This window comes from Acutalibacter sp. (assembly GCF_056800975.1).
Genome location: NZ_JBQISV010000038.1, coordinates 1 through 20,173, shown reverse-complemented (window position 1 = coordinate 20,173; position 20,173 = coordinate 1). Strand labels below are relative to the sequence as shown.

Genomic DNA, 20,173 nt, shown 5'->3' with positions numbered 1-20,173 from the left:
GGTTTTGATCTCAGGCCATGCAAAAGAAACTGAACTGTACCGGCAAGCCCAAAGTGGCCTTTGTGTGCGTTCACAATTCCTGCCGCAGTCAAATCGCGGAGGCCCTTGGGAAAAAGCTGGCCGCAGATGTCTTTGAGAGCTATTCGGCAGGAACAGAGCGTCAAGAGCATATCAATCAGGACGCTGTGCGGCTGATGAAACAGGTGCATGGCGTTGATATGGAGCAGTCCCAGCATAGTAAACTGCTCTCCGATATTCCTGCCCCGGATGTGGTGATTTTGATGGGGTGTAATGTAGGCTGTCCCATTCTTCACGGTCAGTACACCGAGAATTGGGGCTTGGACGATCCCAGCGGACAGCCGGATGATGTTTTCCTGACCACGATTCAGCAGATTGAAGAAAATATCCTCCAGCTCAAGGAAAAACTGCGTTAGGTCACAAAGAGCCGTCCCCGTTGCTATCCGGGACGGCTCTTTGCAAAACAGACACATTGATGAAAATGGATTTGAGGAAGTGAGCGTCTTATGAAAGCCAATCATGCTGGTATCAGCTTTTTCCAGCGGTATCTGACAATATGGGTGTTTCTGTGCATGATCGTGGGCGTACTGCTGGGCCATTTCGCCCCTACCTTGCCCAAGCTGCTGAACCGCTTTGAATATGCGCGTGTATCCGTCCCGATGGCTATTTTGATTTGGGTGATGATCTATCCTATGATGCTGAAGGTAGATTTCAACAGTGTGCGAAACGTGGGCAAAAATCCAAAGGGGCTTTTTGTAACATGGGTCGTGAATTGGTTGATTAAGCCCTTCACAATGTATGGCATCGCATCCCTGTTCTTTTTTGCGGTGTTCAAAGCATTCATTACACCGGACTTGGCAACCGAATATCTGGCCGGAGCGGTTTTGCTGGGGGCGGCTCCCTGCACCGCTATGGTGTTCGTATGGAGTACCCTGACCAACGGAAATCCAGCCTATACCGTGGTACAAGTCGCTACCAATGATCTGATTATTCTGTTTGCATTTGTTCCCATCGTGAAATTTCTGCTGGGTGTTTCCAATGTGGCGGTGCCAACGGATACGCTATTCCTCAGCGTAGTTCTTTTTGTGGTGATTCCCCTGGCTGGTGGTGTTCTGACCCGTCTGCTGGTAGTCAAGAGCAAAGGAACCGACTACTTTGAAAACGTGTTTATCCACAAGTTTGATTCTGCCACGACAATCGGACTGTTGCTGACGCTGGTGCTGATCTTCATGGGGCAGAGCGAAGTGATTCTCGAAAATCCCCTGCACATCGTTTTGATAGCTGTGCCTCTGACGATTCAAACCTTCTTGATTTTCTTTATCGCATATCTTGCCTGCAAGCTGCTGAAGTTGCCTCATGACATTGCGGCCCCTGCTGGTATGATCGGAGCGTCCAACTTCTTTGAACTGTCTGTTGCGGTGGCTGTGGCGTTGTTCGGTACAACCAGCCCTGCGGCTCTCGCTACAACCGTGGGTGTATTGACTGAGGTGCCGGTCATGCTGACGCTGGTGAAAATTGCAAACAAAACCGCCGGACAGTTTCGCGCTGCCTCGCAGAAAAGCGATAATTTATAGATAGTGTTTTGAACAATTTCAAATGAGTAAAACCCAAAGTTCCTATAATATGAACTATATTAAGCTCTCATCAAAAAGGCGGTAAATAAGAGAAAAGCCGTTCCAGGTTAATTGGAGCGGCTCTCTCTAAAGTGAACGTATTGAAAAAACTCGATGTAAGTTAAGATGTGTCCATCTGCTTACCGTTCACTTTTCCAGCTGGATTATCAGTCTTTTGCCTCGCCCATCAGTTCTCGCGACATGGCGCGGTTCACTGTCAACATCAGCCGCCGCCCCTGCTCCGGGCAGGCCCGGTAAAGACCGGCAATCTCCTGGAGTTCAGCCGCCACCTGTTCGCTGGCCGGGTCAAAAATGGCATCGAAGGATACCCCAAGCGTTTTCACCAATGTAGACAGGACCTCAAACGAGGGATTCACATCCCCCTTCTCGATCTTTGCGATATGGCGGGCAGACAGGCCAGCCTGCTCTGCCAGCTGCTCCTGCGTCAGGCCACGGTCCTTTCTGGCCTTCTTCAACCGCTCACCAAGGATAGGTAAAACATTATTCGGCATGATTCTTCACCTCTACTGTATTGTATAGTTCTGGATGTGCAGTTTGAATACCTCTGTACTTCCGACTACCATGCAATATTGTTCCGATTTTTGCCGAACTTTGCAAAAGAAATCTTCCCGAAAGGCTGTTAAAAAAACGGCAGCCTTGCGGGACGCATTTCTGCACCCAAACGCCATGACCACCGTTTTGGAGAGGTCTATGGTGTTTTTACTTTTTACAGGCGGGTATCCCGATTCACCCCCATTCGATGATCCATCAAAAAAATCTATGCTCTCCATGCGGATCAGCATACCTATCAATCGGAAGGATTATGGTATGTAAGCCAGAAATATAGTTCTGCAACAAGGCAGAAGGCTTGGTACTCAACGGAAGTACCCGGCTTTCTGCCTTGTCTGCTACCCAGAGAAAAGCCCCGTTCCTGCGGATGCCGCAGTCCGCCCGCCGTTTCGATGCGCCGCCCCAGTCCCACCAACATCGAAACGGAGGAACCACTATGTTTGACCCCAAGAGCGACTATGCTCTGAACAAGATGGCCCCCGATGCCATCGTATATAAGGACGCCGCCGGGGAAGTGACCCGGCTCACGCAGGCCGACTTTCCCAGCCTGGAGGAATTTCAGCGGTGGAAAGCATGGTCTGACGAGAATTACCACGACATCGAAAAGGCCAGCCATGTCTACTACAACCACACCCGTTCGCTGCATGGCCTGTCCGAAAAGGCTATTGCGGTACCATCGCCGGAGGACACCATGATAGAGGACCAGGAACAGCAGGAGCGCCGGGAGCTGCGCCGGATGCTCATGAAGGGCCTGGACAGCTGCCTGACACCGACCCAGCGCCGCCGCCTCTGGCTGTACTGCGTGGACGGGTTGACTGTCCGGCAGATCGCGGAGGCCGAGAATGTCAAACATCCGAGTATTATCGAGTGTCTGACTGCGGCAAAAGAAAAACTCCAAAATTTTTTGAAAAAGAGGGGGTAATCGTCCCTACCAAAACCGCTTTCCAGGAGCGGTAAGTGAAGGGCGCGTTCTCTGTGCCTTTCGTGATACTTTGACAACTGAATACACGGTACTGCAAGCACAAAATCTGCGTACCAGCGGCACAGGACACGCCGCCAAGACAGTCAGCTTCAGGAGGTGATGGACAAGCTGGCCGAGCGATCAACGTAAGTCCTGGACCCGATCATGGCACATCGGGCGCGATGACTGCGCAGAGGATAATGAAACTTGCTCAAGCCCGTCCACGGACTTGCGACGGAACCCTGCGGCATACGCTCAAAACGGTGCTGTGGAGTTATGACAGCCCCGCCAGGGACGGCTTGCAGTACCCCCCTCACCGGGGGCGCGTGGCAAATACGGTGAAAGCGCATCGAAACAAACAAATTTCAGCCGCGCCGGGGTATTGCCTGTTCTATGTATGCGGACGCATCTTTTCCCGGTGCGGCTGCTCTCTACGAACACAAGATACACAGGAGGTATCTGTGGATATGATGCAGTCTGAGAAGATGATCTTCGTTGATGGGCGGGAAGTTTCCGTCAGTTTTGCCACGGATAAGAATACCGCTATAATCAATCAAATAAAGCAGATTTTGCTTTCTTCTTACATAGCAAACACAGTCAAGCCCCAGACCGGCGACATCCTTGCAATCTGCTCGAAACAGGGAGATAATTAGCGTGAGGGTCAGCCCTCATGCACCTTGACAATCTATCTCTCCTGTGCATTGATCTCGCCCTTTACCCGTGTATCACCCAGAAAGGACGGAACAGTGCATGAAAGATCGAGTCTATTGTCTTTACAGGGTGTCCACCGGCAAACAGGTGGACTATGACGATAAATGTCAGGCGGATATTCCTATGCAGCGGAAAGCCTGTCACCGCTTTGCGGAGGAAAAGGGCTGGACTATCGTTCACGAGGAACAGGAGGACGGCGTTTCCGGCCACAAAGTCCGGGCGGAAAACCGTGACAAGCTCCAAATCATCAAGGAACACGCCCGCCAGGGGAAATTTGACATTCTGCTGGTGTTCATGTTCGACCGGATCGGCCGCATCGCGGATGAAACGCCCTTTGTGGTGGAATGGTTCGCAAAGAACGGCATCCGGGTCTGGAGTACCCAGGAAGGGGAGCAGCGGTTTGACAATCATACCGACAAGCTCACCAATTACATCCGTTTCTGGCAGGCTGACGGCGAGAGCGAAAAGACCTCTATCCGTACCAGGACCGCCCTGGGCCAGCTGGTAGAAAGCGGCGGTTTCAAGGGCGGCGTTGCCCCGTATGGCTATGACCTCGTAAAGAGCGGCCAGCTGAACAAGCGCAAGCACGAGCTGTTCAATCTGGCGGTCAATGAAACCGAGGCCGCTGTCGTGCGTATCATCTTTGAGAAGTACGTCAATGAGGGCTTTGGCGCACAGCGGATCGCCACTTATCTGAACCGCCTGGGCTACCGGGCCAGAACGGGGAAGAACTGGCATCACGCCACCATCCGGGGCATCATCTGCAACCTGGCCTACACCGGCGTTCTGCGGAGTGGGGAAAGCCGTTCCCAGGTACTCCCGCACTTGCAGCTGATCTCCCAGGAGATGTTTGACGCCGCCCAGCGCATCCGTACCGCCCGTGCCAACGCCGCAGAGCAGGAGCGCACTGTTCCCCGTAATATCGGGGGGCAGTCCCTCTTGTCCGGCAACGTCTTTTGCGGTCACTGTGGAGCGCGGCTGGCCCTCACGACCAATGGAAAAGCCTATCCCTGTGCGGCTGACCCAAACCGCATCGTAAAGCGTGTCCGTTACATCTGCTACGGCAAGACCCGCAAGCAGACGGAGTGCGATGGACAGACCGGCTATACCGCCCACATTCTGGATGGCATGATCGACAAGATCGTGCGGCAGATTTTTGAGCGGATGCGGTCTGTTCCCAAAAGTGAGATCGTCAACGCCCGCTACCATCAGAAGATGGAGGAACGGAAACTGCTGCTCCAATCTGTCCGGGCCGAACACGCAAAAGCTGCCTCCGAGCTGGATATGCTGAAAGCGGAAATTATCAATGTTCTGCGGGGCGAAAGCGCATTCTCCAAAGAACTGTTGGGCAGCATGGTATCCGAGGCCGAGGCCAAAGTAGCCGCCCTTCAGGAGCAGCTTGACGCCGCCCAGACCGCTTACAAGGAAGGGCAGGCTGTCATGGATGCTCTGAATGCTCAGTATGCGGACATCATCTCCTGGGCGGATATGTACGATGGTGCGAACCTGGAGGCCAAAAAGATGATCGTGAACTGCCTCATCAAGCGGGTGGAGGTCTACCGGGACTATAAGCTGCACATCGACTTCAATATCGACCTGGAGCAGTTCACGACAAGTATCACGATCAGCGTAGCATAAAGCAAAAACCCCGTTTCCGAAGAAACGAGGTTTTTACGTCACTCTCGGGATGGTGGAGATAAGCGGGATCGAACCGCTGACCTCTTGAATGCCATTCAAGCGCTCTCCCAGCTGAGCTATACCCCCAGATATTTCCATTTCTGGAAGAGAGTGACAATTTTCAATTTTGACTGCTGACGGGGGTGGGTACACGCTTGTATTGCGCTCCCAGCTGAGCTATACCCCCGAGTTTTTCATCATACGATGATATTCTTTATCGGAGTACACTTTATTCAATTTTGGTCGATATAAGCGGAATAATGAAGATTTGGTGCTCTCAGTGGGGGCATACATTTAACTTTTCGGGCTCCCAGCTGAGCTATACCCCCGAGTTTTTCGTCATACGATGATATTGTTTATCGGAGTACACTTTATTCAATTTTACAGATACACACCAAACACTAACAATTTATTGGCCTCTGCAGTCTCTTTGAGGTGTTACCCTTGGTGCTTGATTATAATACCACATCTCTTTTCATTTTGCAAGCCTTTTTTGCAAAAAAAATTTATTTTTTTTCGGGCCCTGACTGCCGCCCTATTTTCTTCTGCTTGCCCCTGCCTGTCAAGCAGCCGGAACGCGCTGGACAGAGGGCGTTTTTCCGGCTGCGCGCCTGTGGGAGGCCGGGGGATGCTCCCGCTGCTGTGACCTGCGTCCCTGAATTTTTCACTGCCGTCTGGTTCCCCGGTAGAGGCTGGGAAAAATATTTTTGGAAAAGTGATTTTCCCCATTCATTTTTCTGAGAGGCTGTGTTATAATGTCCCCCAACAGGCACTATGCCCCTGCGCTCTTGGGCCAAAGGCCGCGCCGCCTGCTTTCAGGGGAACTCTGCGTCAAAAACATTTCAGGAGAAGAATTATGGACAACATCAAAAAAGTGATCGTGGTGCACAAGACCCACCTGGACATCGGCTTTACAGACTCCGCCGCCGCTGTGCTGGACCGGTATCTGAACACCTTCATCCCCGGGGCCATTGCCACTGCCCGGACTGTCAACCAGAACGGCGAGAGGAATTTTGTCTGGACAGTGGGCTCCTTCCTTATTGAGCTCTACCTGGAACAGGGCAAAGACCCGGCCCTGTTGGAGCAGGCCATTGCCGATGGAATCATCGCCTGGCACGGCCTGCCCCTGACCACCCACACCGAGCTGATGGACGGCAAGCTGTTCGACTATGGGCTGAGCATCTCTCAAAGGCTGGACGCCCGATTTGGCCGGCACACGATTGCCGCCAAAATGACCGACGTGCCCAGCCACACCCACGCTATGGTCCCTCATCTGGTGAAGGCCGGCATCAAGTACCTGCATATTGGCATCAACGGCTCCTCCAAAATGGTGAAGCTGCCTCCTCTGTGCCGCCTGCGCTATGGGGAAGACGAGGTTATTCTGGACTACGCCGCCCTTTACGGCGCTTCCAGCTCCTGCGGCGGGGTGGCCTTGGAGTTCGCCCACACCCCGGACAACAGCGGCCCGCCCTCTCCGGAGAGCGTCACCGCCGAGCTGGCCCGGCTGCGGGAGAAGTACCCCGGGGCGGAGATTGTCTCAGGCACCATGGACGAGTTTGCCCAGGTGGTGCTGGCCCACAGGGAGGAGCTGCCCGTGGTGGCCCAGGAGCTGGGAGACACCTGGATTCACGGCATTGCCACCGACCCCTACAAGACTGCCGCCTACTGCGAGCTGCTGCGCCTGCGGGACCAGTGGGAGGCCGAGGACCCGGCAGCGGCAGGCTCTCCGGCCTGGCGGCAGTTCTGCCGGGGGCTGCTGCTGGTGTGCGAGCACAGCTGGGGCCGGGATGTGAAGCGTTGGCTCTCGGACTGGCGGAACTGGGAGAAGGCAGACTTCTACGCTGCCCGGGAGCGGGACCACATCACCCCTGAGGACGTAATGCCCGCCGGAGAGGAGCTGCGGGAGTTCACCCTGCACCACGAGCCCACCTTTGTGGCCGGGCTCTGCTCCTATGAGAAGATGGAGTCCTCCTGGGAGGAGCAGCGCCAGTATGTAGAGGACGCAGTAAACGCCCTGCCCCAGCCCTGGCAGCAGGAGGCCCGGACACGTCTGGAAGCCCTGCGGCCCCAGAGCCCTCCGGCCTGCACGGCCCCCACCAGCCAGCGGGAGTTTACGGTCAACGGCTGGCAGGTCTCGGTTGACCAGACCGGCGAGGTGCGGGTAATCAGCTGCGGCGGCAAGACCTATGGCCATGTGCGGCTGGGACAGCTGGTCTATGAGGTCTACAGCGCCAAAACCGTGTTCGACAATTTGGAGGCCTACAACCGCAACCTGAAGTACACCCGGGTATGGGCTGAGGGGGACTTTGCCAAGCCCGGTCTGGACAAGGTAAAGGACCTGGACGACGCTGCTTTCTATTATAAAGTAAGCCAGGCAGAGCAGCAAGGGGACCAGCTGCGCCTGTGGCTGGCCGCGGAGGAGGCTGCCGGAGAACGCTTTGGCGCGCCCCGGCAGGCAGTGGCAACCTACACCTTCGGGGAGCGCATCGAGGTAGAGCTGCAGTGGTTCCAGAAGGACGCCAGCCGCTTGCCCGAGGGACTGTTCTTCGGCTTTGACCTGGACTGCCAGCCGGGAGAGAAGGTCAGCCTGACCAAGCTGGACCTGCCGGTGGACCCCTACGCTGTGCAGGAGGGGGGCAACCGGAAGCTTCACGGGTCCCTCCAGGTCCAGTGCCCGAAGGGAACTGTGGAGAGCCTGCACGCGCCCCTGATTTCGGTAGGCGGACGGCATCTCTACGACGAAAACGAGAGCTACGGCGACCCGGCAGAGGGCATGTGGTATCTGCTGTGCAACAACCGCTGGGGCACCAACTTCCCCCTGTGGTATGGGGAAAACGCCCGGTTGCGGTTTACGGTCACGCTGCACTGAGTCAACAGGAATGAGGAAATTATTATGAAATTTGAGTATAAGCTTGTATCGTCTATGTGCAAGGTGCTGGCAGACCGGGAGCCCCAGCCTGCCCTGAGCCAGCCCACGCTGGCCGGCCTGCGGGGAGAGACGGTCTCCTTTCAGCTGGCCTATTACTGGGAGGATTGGAGCAAGAGCTATGCCCAGGTCCAGGCAGAGTGTTCCCTGCCCATCAGGCTGCGCTCTGTGGAACTGGTCCCCTGCGCCTACCCCTGCCATCCCCGGCGGGACCCGGGGTATCTGGCCACCGCCCCGGGCCTGTACCCGGACCTGCTGCGGGACCTGAGCCCCCAGGGCCTGCCTCTGGTCTCTGGCCAGTGGCGGAGCCTTTGGGTGGACCTGGACCTGCGGGGGGCCGCGCCCGGCGGGCACAGCCTCAGCCTGACCCTTCTGCGGGAGGGGGAGGAGCTGTGCCAGGTCCAGCTGGCCTGCCAGGTGCTGGACCTGGACCTGCCCAAGCTGCCCATCCCCCATACCGAGTGGTTCCACAGCGACTGCCTGGCCAATTACTACCAGACAGAGGTCTTCTCGGAGGAATATTGGAGAATTGTGGCCGAGTTTGTGAAGACCGCCGCCCAGCACAAGTGCAACATGCTGCTCACCCCGGTGTTCACCCCGCCCCTGGACACAGCCGTTGGCGGCGAACGCCGTACCGTGCAGCTGGTAGACGTGGCTGTCTCCGGCGGGAAGTATAGCTTTGGCTTTGAGAAGCTTCGCCGCTGGGTAAAAATGGCCCTGGACTGCGGCATGGAGTATCTGGAGATCTCCCACCTGTTCAGCCAGTGGGGGGCTGTGGCCGCGCCCAAGGTCATGGCCACAGTGGACGGGACGTATTGCCAGCTGTTCGGCTGGGACACCGACGGGGGAGGCGAGGAGTACGGCGGCTTCCTCCGGCAGTTTCTGCGGGAGCTGAAGGAGGAGCTGCGGAGCCTGGATGTGCTGGAAAAAACCTATTTCCACATCTCCGACGAGCCCTCTATGGAGCAGATCGGCACCTACCGCCGGGCCTGGGAGTCAGTGAAGGAGGAGCTTGCCGGCTGCCGCATGATGGACGCTCTCTCAGACCACGCCTTTTACAAGGAGGGACTGGTTCAGCAGCCGGTGTGCGCCCTGGACCATATCCAGCCGTTTTTGCAGGACCGGCCTGAATATCTGTGGGGCTACTACTGCACGGCCCAATGTGTGGACGTGCCCAACCGGTTTATTGTGCAGCCGGGCAGCCGCACCCGGATCTTGGGCCCCCTGCTGTACCAATATCAGCTGGACGGCTTCCTCCACTGGGGCTACAACTTCTACAACTCCCAGTATTCCATCCGCCCCATCGACCCCTACCAGACCACGGACTCAGACGCCGCTTTCCCCTCAGGGGACCCCTTCCTGGTGTATCCGGGGCCGGATGGAAAGCCGGAGGCCTCCATCCGCCTGATGCTCATGGACGAGGCCATGTCAGACTATTGCGCCCTGCTGGCGCTGGAACAGCTGGCAGGCCGTGACCGGGCCCTGGCCTGCCTGAAGGAGGACCTGGCCTTTGACCGCTTCCCCCAGGAGGAGGCCTATCTGTTGGAGCTGCGCCAACGGGTGCACAGCGCCATAGAGGCAGCGCTGAACAGCAAAAAATGAGAACGCTGCCGGTGACCCCAGCTTCTGACAGGAGACGGCCCCGGCGCGGCGCGTGAATATTTTAAGAAAAGCCAGAGCCACTGTGAAAGCGGCTCCGGCTTTTGCTTTCTTAATGATTGTGAGGCTAAAATGCGGCGCACCGGCTGAGTCAGGGTCTGAATTTCTTTTTGACTGCGGGCATGTTCTGCCGGTCCGTCCTGGTTGATTATAGAGGTGGTTGCCGGGGCGGCTTGTCCGCAGGCCGGATTTGCCCCAAAAAGCTGGTTTGCAGTGCGGCATGGTCTGACCTTTTGATTTTGCCGGGCAGAATATCAAGGCTTGTTTGAAAATAAGCGCCACCCTTTTGCACAGAAGCGGCCATCTTCTGCGCTAAAAATCACATCAATCGCGAGATTGTCAGCAAACGACAGCGGATCTTCCCCTTGCATCCGGTCGCTTCTGGTCAAAAGCCCAGCATTCCCTCTATAATCAAATAAGCCCTGAGCGAATGATAAAATCGAGACAAGGCCAGACAGCGGCCAAAAATATACGCCGCCGCACAAGGGGCGCGCATGTTCCTTTTATCCTTAATTTATGTCAGACAGGCCCCATGGCATGCAAAAATTAACAATCATAAACCCCGGCCGCTGTGTCACAATAGGTAATGCAAACGCGAAAAAAACATTTTTGAAGGAGACGAGAATCATGAAGAACAATTCTGTTATGGTCCCCGAGGCCAAGGAAGCCATGGAGCAGTTCAAGATGCAGGCCGCTTCTGAGGTAGGCGTGAATCTGAAGCAGGGCTACAACGGCGACATCACCGCCCGTCAGGCTGGCTCTGTGGGCGGCCAGATGGTCAAGAAGATGATCGAGAGCTACGAGAAGGGCCTGAAGTAAGCAACGGCCTCCACAAGGAACGCTCTGCCGGGGATGCGGCAGAGCGTTCCTTCTCTGTTCGGGGCTGTCTTCTCAGTGGTAGTCCTCCAGAATTTTCCGGGCCTCGCTGAGGGTCTGGGCGGGAATGCCCTTTTTCAGCAGGGCCAGGTCCTCCTCAGGCAGCAGATACACCGGCACGTCGGCAGTGAGCACCGGCTCGGCGCCGCCCTGGGGAAAGACCCCCAGCTTCCCCCGGTAAAGCCCCACTACATACGGCCCCCCGTCTTCAGCTGAGCCGGTATTTTCCCCAGCTTTGGGGTTTTCTTGACTTAGAGCCGGGTTTGGGGTATAATAAGCCATACCAGGTTCTTCCGGGGCATAGGCCGGGGTGCTGCGGGCGGCTGAGGCCGTGCGCTTCAGCGAGAGCATCGCTGCGGTAAGCACCAGCGCCGCCGCTGTGAGAATGAGCAGCCAAAGCGTAAAGGTCTTGTACTGCTTTTGCGTCATGTTGACCACCTCAAGGGTCAGTGTGCCCCATTTGCCCCCATTTATTCCTGATTTTACCGAATTTGGAGGAAACTGCCAGTGAGAAAAGAAGATATCAACAAGTATACCACCACTTCCATGCAGATTCCCAGCCAGCGCACCGAGGGCGAGTTTGCCAAAACCGCCGGGGCCACTGCCGGCACCCTGGGCGGCATGGTCTGGAAGTTCTTCAAGACTCTGTTTTGGGTGATGGCCATTACCGGAGTGCTGGTGTTTTTGTCCGTGGCCTCCTATATTCTCAGCTTTCGGAATATTGAGCCCCCTGATATTGACGCCATCGGTCTGAACTATTCCAGCACCGTCTATGTGGACAGCGGGGGCAGCCCGGTGGAGTATATGTCTCTGTTCCGGGACGAGAACCGGGTGTGGATGCCCCTTTCGGAGATTCCCGCCTACATGCAGACCGCCCAGGTGGCCATTGAGGACCACCGCTTTTTCCAGCACCAGGGCGTGGACTGGAAGGGCACCCTGGGCGCGGTGTATCACCTGATGACCGGCCAGCCGGGCCGGGGCGGCTCTACCCTGACCCAGCAGCTGATCAAAAACATCACCAAAGAGAACCAGGTCAGCATCATGCGCAAGGTGAAGGAGATTTTCACCGCCCTGAACATGGAGAAGGACAAGTACACCAAGGAGCAGATTCTGGAGGCGTACCTGAACTACGTCAACTACGGGGGCATCTGCCAGGGGGTGGAGGCCGCCGCCAAGTGCTATTTTGACAAGAGCATCACCGAGTGCTCTCTGGCCGAGTGCGCCCTCATTGCGGGCATCACTCAAAACCCCTATCAGTATAACCCCCTCATCTTCCCCGAGCAGAGCAAGGAGAAGGCGGAGGTTGTGCTGGACCGGATGCTGGAGCTCTCCAAAAGCGGAGAGCTGGACGCCGAGCACCTGACGCCTATTACCCAGGCCGAGCATGACGCCGCTTTGGCCGAGCTGGCGGCCATGGACTTTGTGGGCGCGGAGATTGAGGAGGAGAGCGTAGAGGAGAAGCAGGACGAGACAAAGTGGAACTGGTATATGGACGACATGTTCAACCAGATTGTAGAGGACCTGATGGAGCGCTACAGCTACTCGGAGGAGACCGCAGTGCGGCTGATGTACAACGGCGGTCTGGAAATCTACAGCGCTATGGACCAACGCCTGCAAAGCGACCTGGAACGTTATTTTCTCACCAACACAGACATGCTGCCCGCAGACGAGGACATTCAGCTGGGCTTTTTTATGATGAACCCATATAACGGCCAGGTGATGGCCACCATTGGCGACCGGTATGAACGGGACGGGGTGCGGCTTTACAGCAACGCCACCCAGGCCGAGCGTCAGTGCGGGTCCTCTATGAAAGGGGTGGGCCCCTATGCGGTGGGCATTGGCAGCGGGGCCATCACCTATGGCTCGGTGCTGAAGGACCAGCCTTTGCCCGACTACTTTGGCCCCGGCCAGCCCGGCCCCAAAAACTGGAACGGCCGCTACAGCAACTATATGTGTGTGGACAAGGCGCTGGAAACCTCTATGAACGCCCCGGCGGTTCAGCTGGCTAACACAGTGGGTCCCAACGCCATTTACGAGTGGCTGACCCAGTCCCTGCACTTCAGCACGCTGGTGCCTGAGGACAACGCCCTTTCTCCCATGGCCCTGGGCGGCCTGAGCTGGGGCGTCACCGTAGCGGACATGACCGCTGGCTACCAGATTTATGCCAACGGCGGGGTCTACCACAGGCCCGTCACCTATTGGTATGTAAAGGACCATAACGGCAATGTAATTCTGGACAACCGGGACGACCCGGGCACCCAGGTAATGAGCCCTGAGGCCGCTGCCATTATGAACAAGCTTTTGCAGCGCACAATTTATGGCCCGGCGGCTACCGGCGGCTATCTGGCAGACCTTCCTGTGACAATCTACGGCAAAACCGGCACCACCGACGATGACTTTGACCTGTATTTTGTGGGGGCCACCCCCTTCTGCGTGGCGGGCATCTGGAACGGCTACACCTACAGCCAGGAGTTGGGGGACGGCACCATGCACCTGCGCACCTGGAAGGCTGTGATGCAGCACCTGATTGAAAACTACGACTGGTCAGACCGGCAGTGGGTCATCAGCGAGAATGTGTATCAGGCCACCTTCTGCCGCAGCAGCGGCAAGCTGGCGGGCCCCGGCTGCTTTGACACCGCTGTGGGCTGGTATGCCAAGGGCAACGCCCCCGGCACCTGCAACGGCGGCTCAGACCATATTGCCGGGCCCAAGGTGTCGCCCTCTGCGTCCCCGTCCGCGTCTCCCTCGGCCTCGCCCTCTGTGTCGCCGTCGGTGTCGCCCTCTGTGTCGCCTACCGGCGGGCCTACCTCAACCCCGGATACCACTGCGGAGCCCACGGACACTCCCGTGCCGCCTCCCGGGCCCACCGAGGAGCCCCAGCCCACGGTCTCCTTCCCCCCCGATCCCACAGAGACCCCCACCCCGGAGCCCACCGAGGAGCCCACGCCCGAGCCCACCCCCACCCCCGAGCCCTTTGACCCCGAACCGCCGGTGAGCTCGGATGTGGAGGACCATGAGCCGGATGTGCCTATGGGCTGACCCTTTGGCGCACCCGGCGCCAAAGGGCAGAAAAAGCGGACAGCCATGTGATTGACAAGAAAAACCCCGTCCGGCTCTGCGGCCGCAAGGGGACCAAGAAAACGAGAGGGAAGTGATGAAAATGGCGGATATCGCTGTGCTGGGCCACGGAGTCGTGGGCTCCGGCGTGCTGGAGGTGCTGCTCTCCCATGGAGACAGCATTACCCGCCGGGCAAAGGAGGCCATCCGCGTCCGGTATGTGCTGGACCTGCGGGAGTTCCCGGAGCTCCCCTACGCGGAGGTCTTTACCAAGGACTTTGACCGCATTCTGCAGGACCCGGAGGTCCGCATTGTGGTGGAGTGCATGGGTGGGCTTGAGCCCGCCTTTACCTACGCGAAGGCCTGCCTGTCAAACGGCAAGTCCTTCGTCACCTCCAACAAGGAGCTGGTAGCGGCCAGGGGCGCGGAGCTGCTGGCCCTGGCCCAGAAGAACAACCTGAATTTTCTCTTTGAGGCCAGCGTGGGGGGAGGCATCCCCATTATCCGGCCCATCAGCCAGTGTCTGGCAGCCAATGAGGTCAGCGAGATTGCGGGCATTCTCAACGGCACCACCAACTTTATTCTGACCAAGATGATCCGGGAGCGCATGGCCTTTGCCGACGCCCTCAGCATAGCCCAGCAGCTGGGCTATGCTGAACGGGACCCCTCTGCCGACGTGGAGGGCGCGGACGCCTGCCGGAAGATCTGCATTCTGGCCAGCCTGGCCTTTGGCTCTCATGTATACCCGGAGGATGTGCACACCGAGGGCATTACCCAAATCACCCTGGAGGACGTGGCCTATGCCGATGCCTGGGGCGGGGTGGTCAAGCTGATCGGCGAGGTAAAAATGCTGGACAGCGGAAAGCTGTCCATTCAGGTGGCCCCCATGTTTATCAGCCGGGAGAGCCAGCTGGCCAATGTGGACGATGTGTTCAACGGTATTCTGGTGCGGGGAGACGCCACCGGCGATGTGGTGTTCTACGGCAAGGGAGCGGGCAAGCTGCCCACTGCCAGCGCTGTGGTGGCAGACGTGATTGACTGCGTGAAGCACCTGAAGGCCAGAAAATACCTGTTCTGGGAGGACGCAAAGCCCGACCGGGTAGAGCCCTACGGCACAGTGCCAGAGGACTTCTTTGTCCACCTGCAGGGCCCGGAGAGCTCGGACCAGGCCTTTGCCCAGGCCCAGACCCGGCTGTCCGGCGCGGCCCGGATCATCCGCCGGGACGAGGAGCCCGGAGAGGTGGGGCTGTCTGTGGGCGGCATTTCAGAAAATCAGCTGCGAATGGCCTTGGACCAGCTGGCCGGCGAGGGACTCCGTGTCCTTAACCGGGTAAAGATTTCGGATTTTTAAGGGGGACAAGAGATGATTCGCATTGATGTGCCGGCCACCAGCGCCAACCTGGGCTCCGGCTTTGACTCGCTGGGACTGGCTCTCACCATGCAGAACCGGGTGTGGGTAGAGGAGTACGACGGCCTGGACATCACCTGCACCGACGGCATGAAGGTGCCCACAGACGAGAGCAACCTGATTTTTTGGGCGGCAAAGCATTTGTATGAGGTGTGCGGCAAACAGCTGCCCGGCCTCAAAATCATCCAGGAGAACAACATCCCCATGGCACGGGGGCTGGGCAGCAGCTCGGCGTGCATTGTGGCGGGCATTCTGGCGGCTAACCGGTTTATGGGCAATCCCCTGTCCAGAGCGGACCTGATCAATCTGGCGGCAAAGATTGAGGGCCACCCGGACAACACCAGCCCCGCCCTCTCCGGGGGGCTGGTGGCCTCGGCCATGGAGGGCGAGCGGGTGTACAGCGTCAGTGTGCCGGTAAGCGATAAAATACGCTTTGCCCTGATGATCCCCCCCTTTGAGCTGAAGACAGAGGAGGCCCGGGCCGCTCTGCCCCGGCAGTACAGCCGGGAGGACGCGGTGTACAATCTCTCCCGCTCCGGGCTTATGACCGCGTCCCTGTTCTCCGGCGAGCTGCATAATCTGAGAGTGGCGGTGCAGGACCGGATTCACCAGCCCTACCGCTCGGGGCTGATTGAGAACTATGACAATGTGTTTCGCATGAGCTACGAGCTGGGAAGCCTGGGTACTTATGTCAGCGGGGCGGGGCCCACCATCATCGCCATGATTGACGCGGAGAACGCCGCAGCCTTTGGGGCCAGCTGCGCCAGCCACCTGGCGGACAAGGGCATTACCGGCTGGCGGGTAGAGATTTTGCAGGCCGACCAGGAAGGGGCCAAGGTGGTGATTGAATGATGGACTCCCTGTTTCAAAATGTAGACTGCGTCTCCTTTTGCGTGGAGGATCTTGACGAGGGCATTGCCTTTTATTCCGCGCTGGGACTGAATCTGCTCTGGCGGGCCGGTCATTCCTGCGGCCTGGGCATGAGCGGGGACGTCACCGAGGTGGTGCTGACAACCCAGCGCAACCCGGTGGTCCAGTTCAAGGTGGAGTCGGTAGCGGAAGCCCTTCCGGCGTATGAAAAGGCCGGGGGCAGAGTGGAACTGGGCCCCTTTGACATTGATATCGGCAAGTGCGCCGTTGTCAGCGACCGTTGGGGAAACGAGTACTGTCTGCTGGACATGACCAAGGGGAAGTACACCACCGACGCCCAGGGAAATGTGACCGGCGTGGCCCTGGAGCAGGAGAATTTGAAGGCAGAGGAAGATAGATAAAAGCCTGACTGCCTACTGCGGGGCCTGCGAAGACCTGCCCCGCGCCCGGCTGCGGGAATTCTTTGGGGATGAGGAGCACGGCGACCAGCGGTGTGCGGTTGCAGAACCTACGCGGCCGGCAGGCGGGGATAGACGCCTGTGAGGCGGTGGAAAACCATTCCCAGCGGCAGGCCGGGGTCTGTTCTGGTTAAACCGGTAGAAGTTCACTTGAGAAGATTGACAAAGGCTCCCTTAAACGCGATCAGGCGTGAATAAAAACACAATATAGAGGGGTTGAGTATGGCACTCATCATACAGAAATTCGGCGGCACCTCCGTCCGGGACGCCGAGCGCATTGACAATGTGGCGGAGATCATCACCTCCGCCTACAAGGACGGCAACGACGTGGTGGCGGTGGTCTCCGCCCAGGGGGACACCACCGACGACCTGATTGCCAAGGCCGCAGAGGTGAACCAGCGGCCCAGCAAGCGGGAGATGGATATGCTCCTCTCCTCCGGCGAACAGATTTCGGCTGCGCTGCTGGCCATGGCCATTGAGCGCATGGGCTACCCGGTGGTGTCTCTGCTGGGCTGGCAGGCGGGCTTTGACACCACCAGCGATTACGGCAACGCCCGCATCAAGCGCATTGACGCCTCCCGGGTCAAAAAGGAGCTGGATAAGCGGCGCATTGTGATCATCACAGGCTTTCAGGGCGTCAACCGCTATGGGGACATGACCACCCTGGGCCGGGGGGGCAGCGACACCAGCGCGGTTGCCATGGCCGCTGCCATGCACGCCGACCTGTGCCAGATTTACACGGACGTGGACGGGGTGTATACCGCCGACCCCCGAAAGATTCCCGGGGCGAAAAAGCTTTCGTGCATCACCTATGACGAGATGCTGGAGCTGGCCTCTTTGGGGGCCCAGGTGCTGCACAACCGGTCGGTGGAGATGGCAAAAAAATACAATATTGAACTGGAGGTCCTTTCCAGCCTCACCAGGGCCCGGGGGACCATTGTCAAGGAGGAGAACAGCGTGGAACAGATGCTCATCAGCGGCGTGGCCAAGGACGACAACATTGCCCGCATTTCCATTATCGGCGTGCCGGATAAGCCGGGCCTGGCCTTTAAAATTTTCTCCAAGCTCTCGTCAAAGGGCACCAATGTGGACATTATTCTTCAGTCCATTGGCCGCAACGGCACCAAGGACATCAGCTTTACTGTGGAGAAGGACCGGATGGAGGACACCATTGAGCTGCTGAAGGCCTACACCGAAAAGCTGGGCGCCACCAGCCTGGTGGCAGACGACAATGTGTCCAAGGTGTCTATTGTGGGCGCGGGCATGGAGAGCCACCCCGGCGTGGCTGCGGAGATGTTTGAGGCCCTGTTCAGCCGCAATGTGAACATTCAGATGATCTCCACCAGTGAGATCAAAATTTCCGTGCTGGTCCACAAGTCCGACAGCGCCCGGGCGGTGGAGGCTATCCACGCCAAATTTTTCGAGAATTGAACCAGTCGGCCTCTGCCCTTTGGCAGGGGCTGTTCCTTTTCCCCACAAATTTAAGAATGAGGTGGTATCATGCAGGCAAAACCATTTTGGGAGGAGACCTACCGGGACCAGACTGTCTCCACCTTCTCTAAGGGGCCGACCGTGGATGTGGAGGAGTTTTACAAGCTGTTCCCCACTGGGGGCCGGGTGCTGGACATGGGCTGCGGCGAGGGTAGAAACTCCATTTTTATGGCAAAGCCGGGCTGTCAGGTAGACGCCCTCGACCTTTCGGAGAACGGCATTGGCAAAGCCAAAGCCATCGCGGCCGCAGAAGGGGTGCAGGTTAACTTTTTCCCCTGTGACCTGGGAGATTTTGTGTTTTAGAAGGATTATGACGTGATTCTCTCCCACAAGGTGCTCCATTTGCCAGAGCGGGACGTGCGCAGCCGGTTTATCCGCAAAATGCAGGAGCATACAGCGGTAGGCGGGTACCATGCTGTAGGTATTTTTACCAACCGTCTCCCCGCCACGCCGGACAATGCCCCCTATACCCACAGCCTGTTTGACGTGGGGGAGCTGCCAGCTCTCTATGCAGGCTGGCAGCTGGTCCACCACGCGGAGGGGGTTTTTCAAGACAGTCATCCCGGGGGCATACACCACGAACACGCCTTTGAGCGGGTGATCGCCCGACGAGTAAAATGACCGTGCCGCTGTCCGAATGCAACAGAAATGAGCGGGTTCCCCGGCCCCATGCGGACGGGATGAACCCAAGAAAACATTCCCTGTTTTACTTCAGAATCAGCGCTTTTATTTAAGGAGAAGCTTAGGGCTTGTTTGAAAAATTGGAAACGCCGTCTTTTTACCCAGAAGGGGCCCCTTTCTGCGTCAAAAATCCTCGCCAATCGGAAGATTGCCTTGCGGTTTTTTCCTTGAAATGAACCCCTTCTGGGTAATAATTCGTCATTTCCTCTATTTTCAAACAAGCCCTATGCCTAATTATATAATGGACTTGCGGAAGGATATCGGACATAAACCTCTTATAATGGTGGGAGCCAGCGTAATCGTGGAGGATGCGCAGGGAAATATTCTTTTGCAGCAGAGGGCGGACAATCACTGCTGGGGCTATGCGGGCGGCGCTATGGAGCTGGGGGAAACCCTGGAAAGCGCTGGCGGAGGAAACCGGCCTGATTGCGGAGGAGTTAGAGCTATTTCGCGTTTTTTCCGGGGAAGAATTCCATCATGTCTACCCCAATCAGGATGAGGTATATATTGTAGATGTGGTCTATCTTTGCAAAAACTATACCGGGCAGCTGAAAGCCCAGGAGGGCGAAGTGGAACGGCTGGCTTTCTTTTCCGCAGACGGACTTCCGGAGAAGATTTCTCCACCGGTCAAACCGGTTCTACAGAAGTGGCTGAGCAAAGCAGGCCGCGTGAAGCTTTGATTGTGAAAGGGAAGTCAAAGGAGACCGTCAAGCCTTTGCCGCAGCAAATCGTGTTATGCGGAAATTTCTTCCGAGAGTAAGCTTCCCCAGGCGGAGCACAATAAGCCTGGGGGTGATGGTATGTTTCCTTATCAGTATGGCAACGAGCCCTTTGGAACGCCCGGCGGCATTGGATTGGGTGTAGTGCCCATTACCTTTGGCAGCCGGGGCCTGCGGGACCTGCCGGAAGAGATCCGGGCAGCGTTGGAGGACCGGCAGGGGGAGATTCACAGCGAGGAGGATATGCGCCGCCTGGTGAACGAGCTGATGCTCCGGCGGTAATTCCAGAGCAGCTGTGCAGAAAGCAAGAGCGGGAAAAAGACGGGGAGGCAAAATGCCTGCCCGCCTTTTTCAAAAAACTTAAAAAAATCGAAAAAAACACTTGCATTTTCCAAAAGAATGAGGTATAATAATGTCGTTGTCCGGGTGTGGCGCAGTTGGTAGCGCGCTTGACTGGGGGTCAAGAGGCCGTGAGTTC

17 protein-coding genes, 1 tRNA gene and 1 pseudogene are annotated in these 20,173 nt (G+C 57.4%); 16 read left to right on the top strand and 3 right to left on the bottom strand.

The window, feature by feature from the left end; all coding sequences use genetic code 11:
• Nucleotides 1–17 precede the first annotated feature (17 nt).
• Together ACTO5E_RS06045 and arsB are read left to right on the top strand one after the other, a co-directional pair.
• Entirely contained in the window at nt 18–434 is a 417-nt protein-coding gene (locus ACTO5E_RS06045; RefSeq protein WP_482302427.1) for an arsenate reductase ArsC, read from the top strand.
• 90 nt (nt 435–524) lie between these two features.
• Entirely contained in the window at nt 525–1,592 is a 1,068-nt protein-coding gene (arsB, locus tag ACTO5E_RS06040; RefSeq protein ID WP_482302426.1) for an ACR3 family arsenite efflux transporter, read from the top strand.
• Nucleotides 1,593–1,798: 206 nt separating this feature from the next.
• Here arsB and ACTO5E_RS06035 read toward each other — a convergent pair whose 3' ends face one another.
• On the bottom strand, nt 1,799–2,143 hold the full coding sequence (locus ACTO5E_RS06035; protein WP_482302424.1) for a helix-turn-helix domain-containing protein: 345 nt from the start codon (nt 2,141–2,143) through the stop codon (nt 1,799–1,801).
• A gap of 494 nt (nt 2,144–2,637) precedes the next feature.
• Here ACTO5E_RS06035 and ACTO5E_RS06030 point away from each other — a divergent pair, with 494 nt between their 5' ends.
• The 3 genes from ACTO5E_RS06030 to ACTO5E_RS06020 all read left to right on the top strand — a co-directional run bounded on the left by ACTO5E_RS06030 (nt 2,638) and on the right by ACTO5E_RS06020 (nt 5,511).
• A complete protein-coding gene (locus ACTO5E_RS06030; RefSeq protein ID WP_482302422.1) occupies nt 2,638–3,123 on the top strand; it encodes an RNA polymerase sigma factor in 486 nt (161 codons plus the stop codon).
• Nucleotides 3,124–3,623: 500 nt separating this feature from the next.
• The gene (locus ACTO5E_RS06025; protein WP_482302421.1) at nt 3,624–3,815 is read left to right on the top strand and encodes a hypothetical protein; all 192 of its coding nucleotides are present in this window, start codon (nt 3,624–3,626) and stop codon (nt 3,813–3,815) included.
• 97 nt (nt 3,816–3,912) lie between these two features.
• On the top strand, nt 3,913–5,511 hold the full coding sequence (locus ACTO5E_RS06020) for a recombinase family protein (protein WP_482302419.1): 1,599 nt from the start codon (nt 3,913–3,915) through the stop codon (nt 5,509–5,511).
• A gap of 50 nt (nt 5,512–5,561) precedes the next feature.
• Here ACTO5E_RS06020 and ACTO5E_RS06015 read toward each other — a convergent pair.
• Nucleotides 5,562–5,637 (bottom strand) — tRNA-Ala (locus tag ACTO5E_RS06015).
• Nucleotides 5,638–6,406: 769 nt separating this feature from the next.
• Between ACTO5E_RS06015 and ACTO5E_RS06010 the strand changes: the two genes are divergently transcribed.
• The 3 genes from ACTO5E_RS06010 (at nt 6,407) to ACTO5E_RS06000 (ending at nt 10,954) form a co-directional block, all read left to right on the top strand.
• Nucleotides 6,407–8,419 (top strand): DUF5054 domain-containing protein, encoded by a 2,013-nt coding sequence (locus ACTO5E_RS06010; RefSeq protein ID WP_482302418.1) that lies wholly within the window; start codon nt 6,407–6,409, stop codon nt 8,417–8,419.
• A 24-nt stretch (nt 8,420–8,443) separates the two neighbouring features.
• Nucleotides 8,444–10,078 (top strand): DUF4091 domain-containing protein, encoded by a 1,635-nt coding sequence (locus ACTO5E_RS06005; protein ID WP_482302416.1) that lies wholly within the window; start codon nt 8,444–8,446, stop codon nt 10,076–10,078.
• Nucleotides 10,079–10,762: 684 nt separating this feature from the next.
• The gene (locus ACTO5E_RS06000; protein ID WP_482302414.1) at nt 10,763–10,954 is read left to right on the top strand and encodes an alpha/beta-type small acid-soluble spore protein; all 192 of its coding nucleotides are present in this window, start codon (nt 10,763–10,765) and stop codon (nt 10,952–10,954) included.
• 72 nt (nt 10,955–11,026) lie between these two features.
• On the opposite strand, the gene ACTO5E_RS05995 is transcribed toward ACTO5E_RS06000, so the two are convergent.
• Nucleotides 11,027–11,440: a hypothetical protein gene (locus ACTO5E_RS05995; protein ID WP_482302412.1), complete on the bottom strand. Its 414-nt coding sequence runs from the start codon at nt 11,438–11,440 to the stop codon at nt 11,027–11,029.
• A gap of 78 nt (nt 11,441–11,518) precedes the next feature.
• Here ACTO5E_RS05995 and ACTO5E_RS05990 point away from each other — a divergent pair, with 78 nt between their 5' ends.
• The 8 genes and pseudogenes from ACTO5E_RS05990 to ACTO5E_RS05955 all read left to right on the top strand — a co-directional run bounded on the left by ACTO5E_RS05990 (nt 11,519) and on the right by ACTO5E_RS05955 (nt 19,977).
• Nucleotides 11,519–14,050: a transglycosylase domain-containing protein gene (locus ACTO5E_RS05990; protein ID WP_482302411.1), complete on the top strand. Its 2,532-nt coding sequence runs from the start codon at nt 11,519–11,521 to the stop codon at nt 14,048–14,050.
• Nucleotides 14,051–14,171: 121 nt separating this feature from the next.
• Nucleotides 14,172–15,419, top strand: coding sequence for a homoserine dehydrogenase (locus ACTO5E_RS05985; RefSeq protein ID WP_482302410.1), 1,248 nt, complete (start codon nt 14,172–14,174; stop codon nt 15,417–15,419).
• 12 nt (nt 15,420–15,431) lie between these two features.
• On the top strand, nt 15,432–16,328 hold the full coding sequence (gene thrB / locus ACTO5E_RS05980) for a homoserine kinase (protein ID WP_482302409.1): 897 nt from the start codon (nt 15,432–15,434) through the stop codon (nt 16,326–16,328).
• Complete coding sequence (locus ACTO5E_RS05975; RefSeq protein WP_482302407.1) at nt 16,325–16,747, top strand: VOC family protein; 423 nt, start codon at nt 16,325–16,327, stop codon at nt 16,745–16,747. Before thrB ends, ACTO5E_RS05975 begins: the two co-directional genes overlap by 4 nt.
• A gap of 279 nt (nt 16,748–17,026) precedes the next feature.
• Nucleotides 17,027–18,235 carry an aspartate kinase gene (locus ACTO5E_RS05970; RefSeq protein WP_482302406.1) on the top strand — a complete coding sequence of 403 codons (1,209 nt, stop codon included), beginning with the start codon at nt 17,027–17,029 and terminating at the stop codon, nt 18,233–18,235.
• 69 nt (nt 18,236–18,304) lie between these two features.
• A pseudogene (locus tag ACTO5E_RS05965) lies at nt 18,305–18,916 on the top strand (methyltransferase domain-containing protein).
• A gap of 368 nt (nt 18,917–19,284) precedes the next feature.
• Nucleotides 19,285–19,656, top strand: a complete 372-nt coding sequence (locus tag ACTO5E_RS05960; RefSeq protein WP_482302404.1) for an NUDIX domain-containing protein — start codon at nt 19,285–19,287, stop codon at nt 19,654–19,656.
• A 120-nt stretch (nt 19,657–19,776) separates the two neighbouring features.
• Nucleotides 19,777–19,977, top strand: coding sequence for a hypothetical protein (locus ACTO5E_RS05955; RefSeq protein ID WP_482302403.1), 201 nt, complete (start codon nt 19,777–19,779; stop codon nt 19,975–19,977).
• The last annotated feature ends 196 nt before the right edge of the window (nt 19,978–20,173 follow it).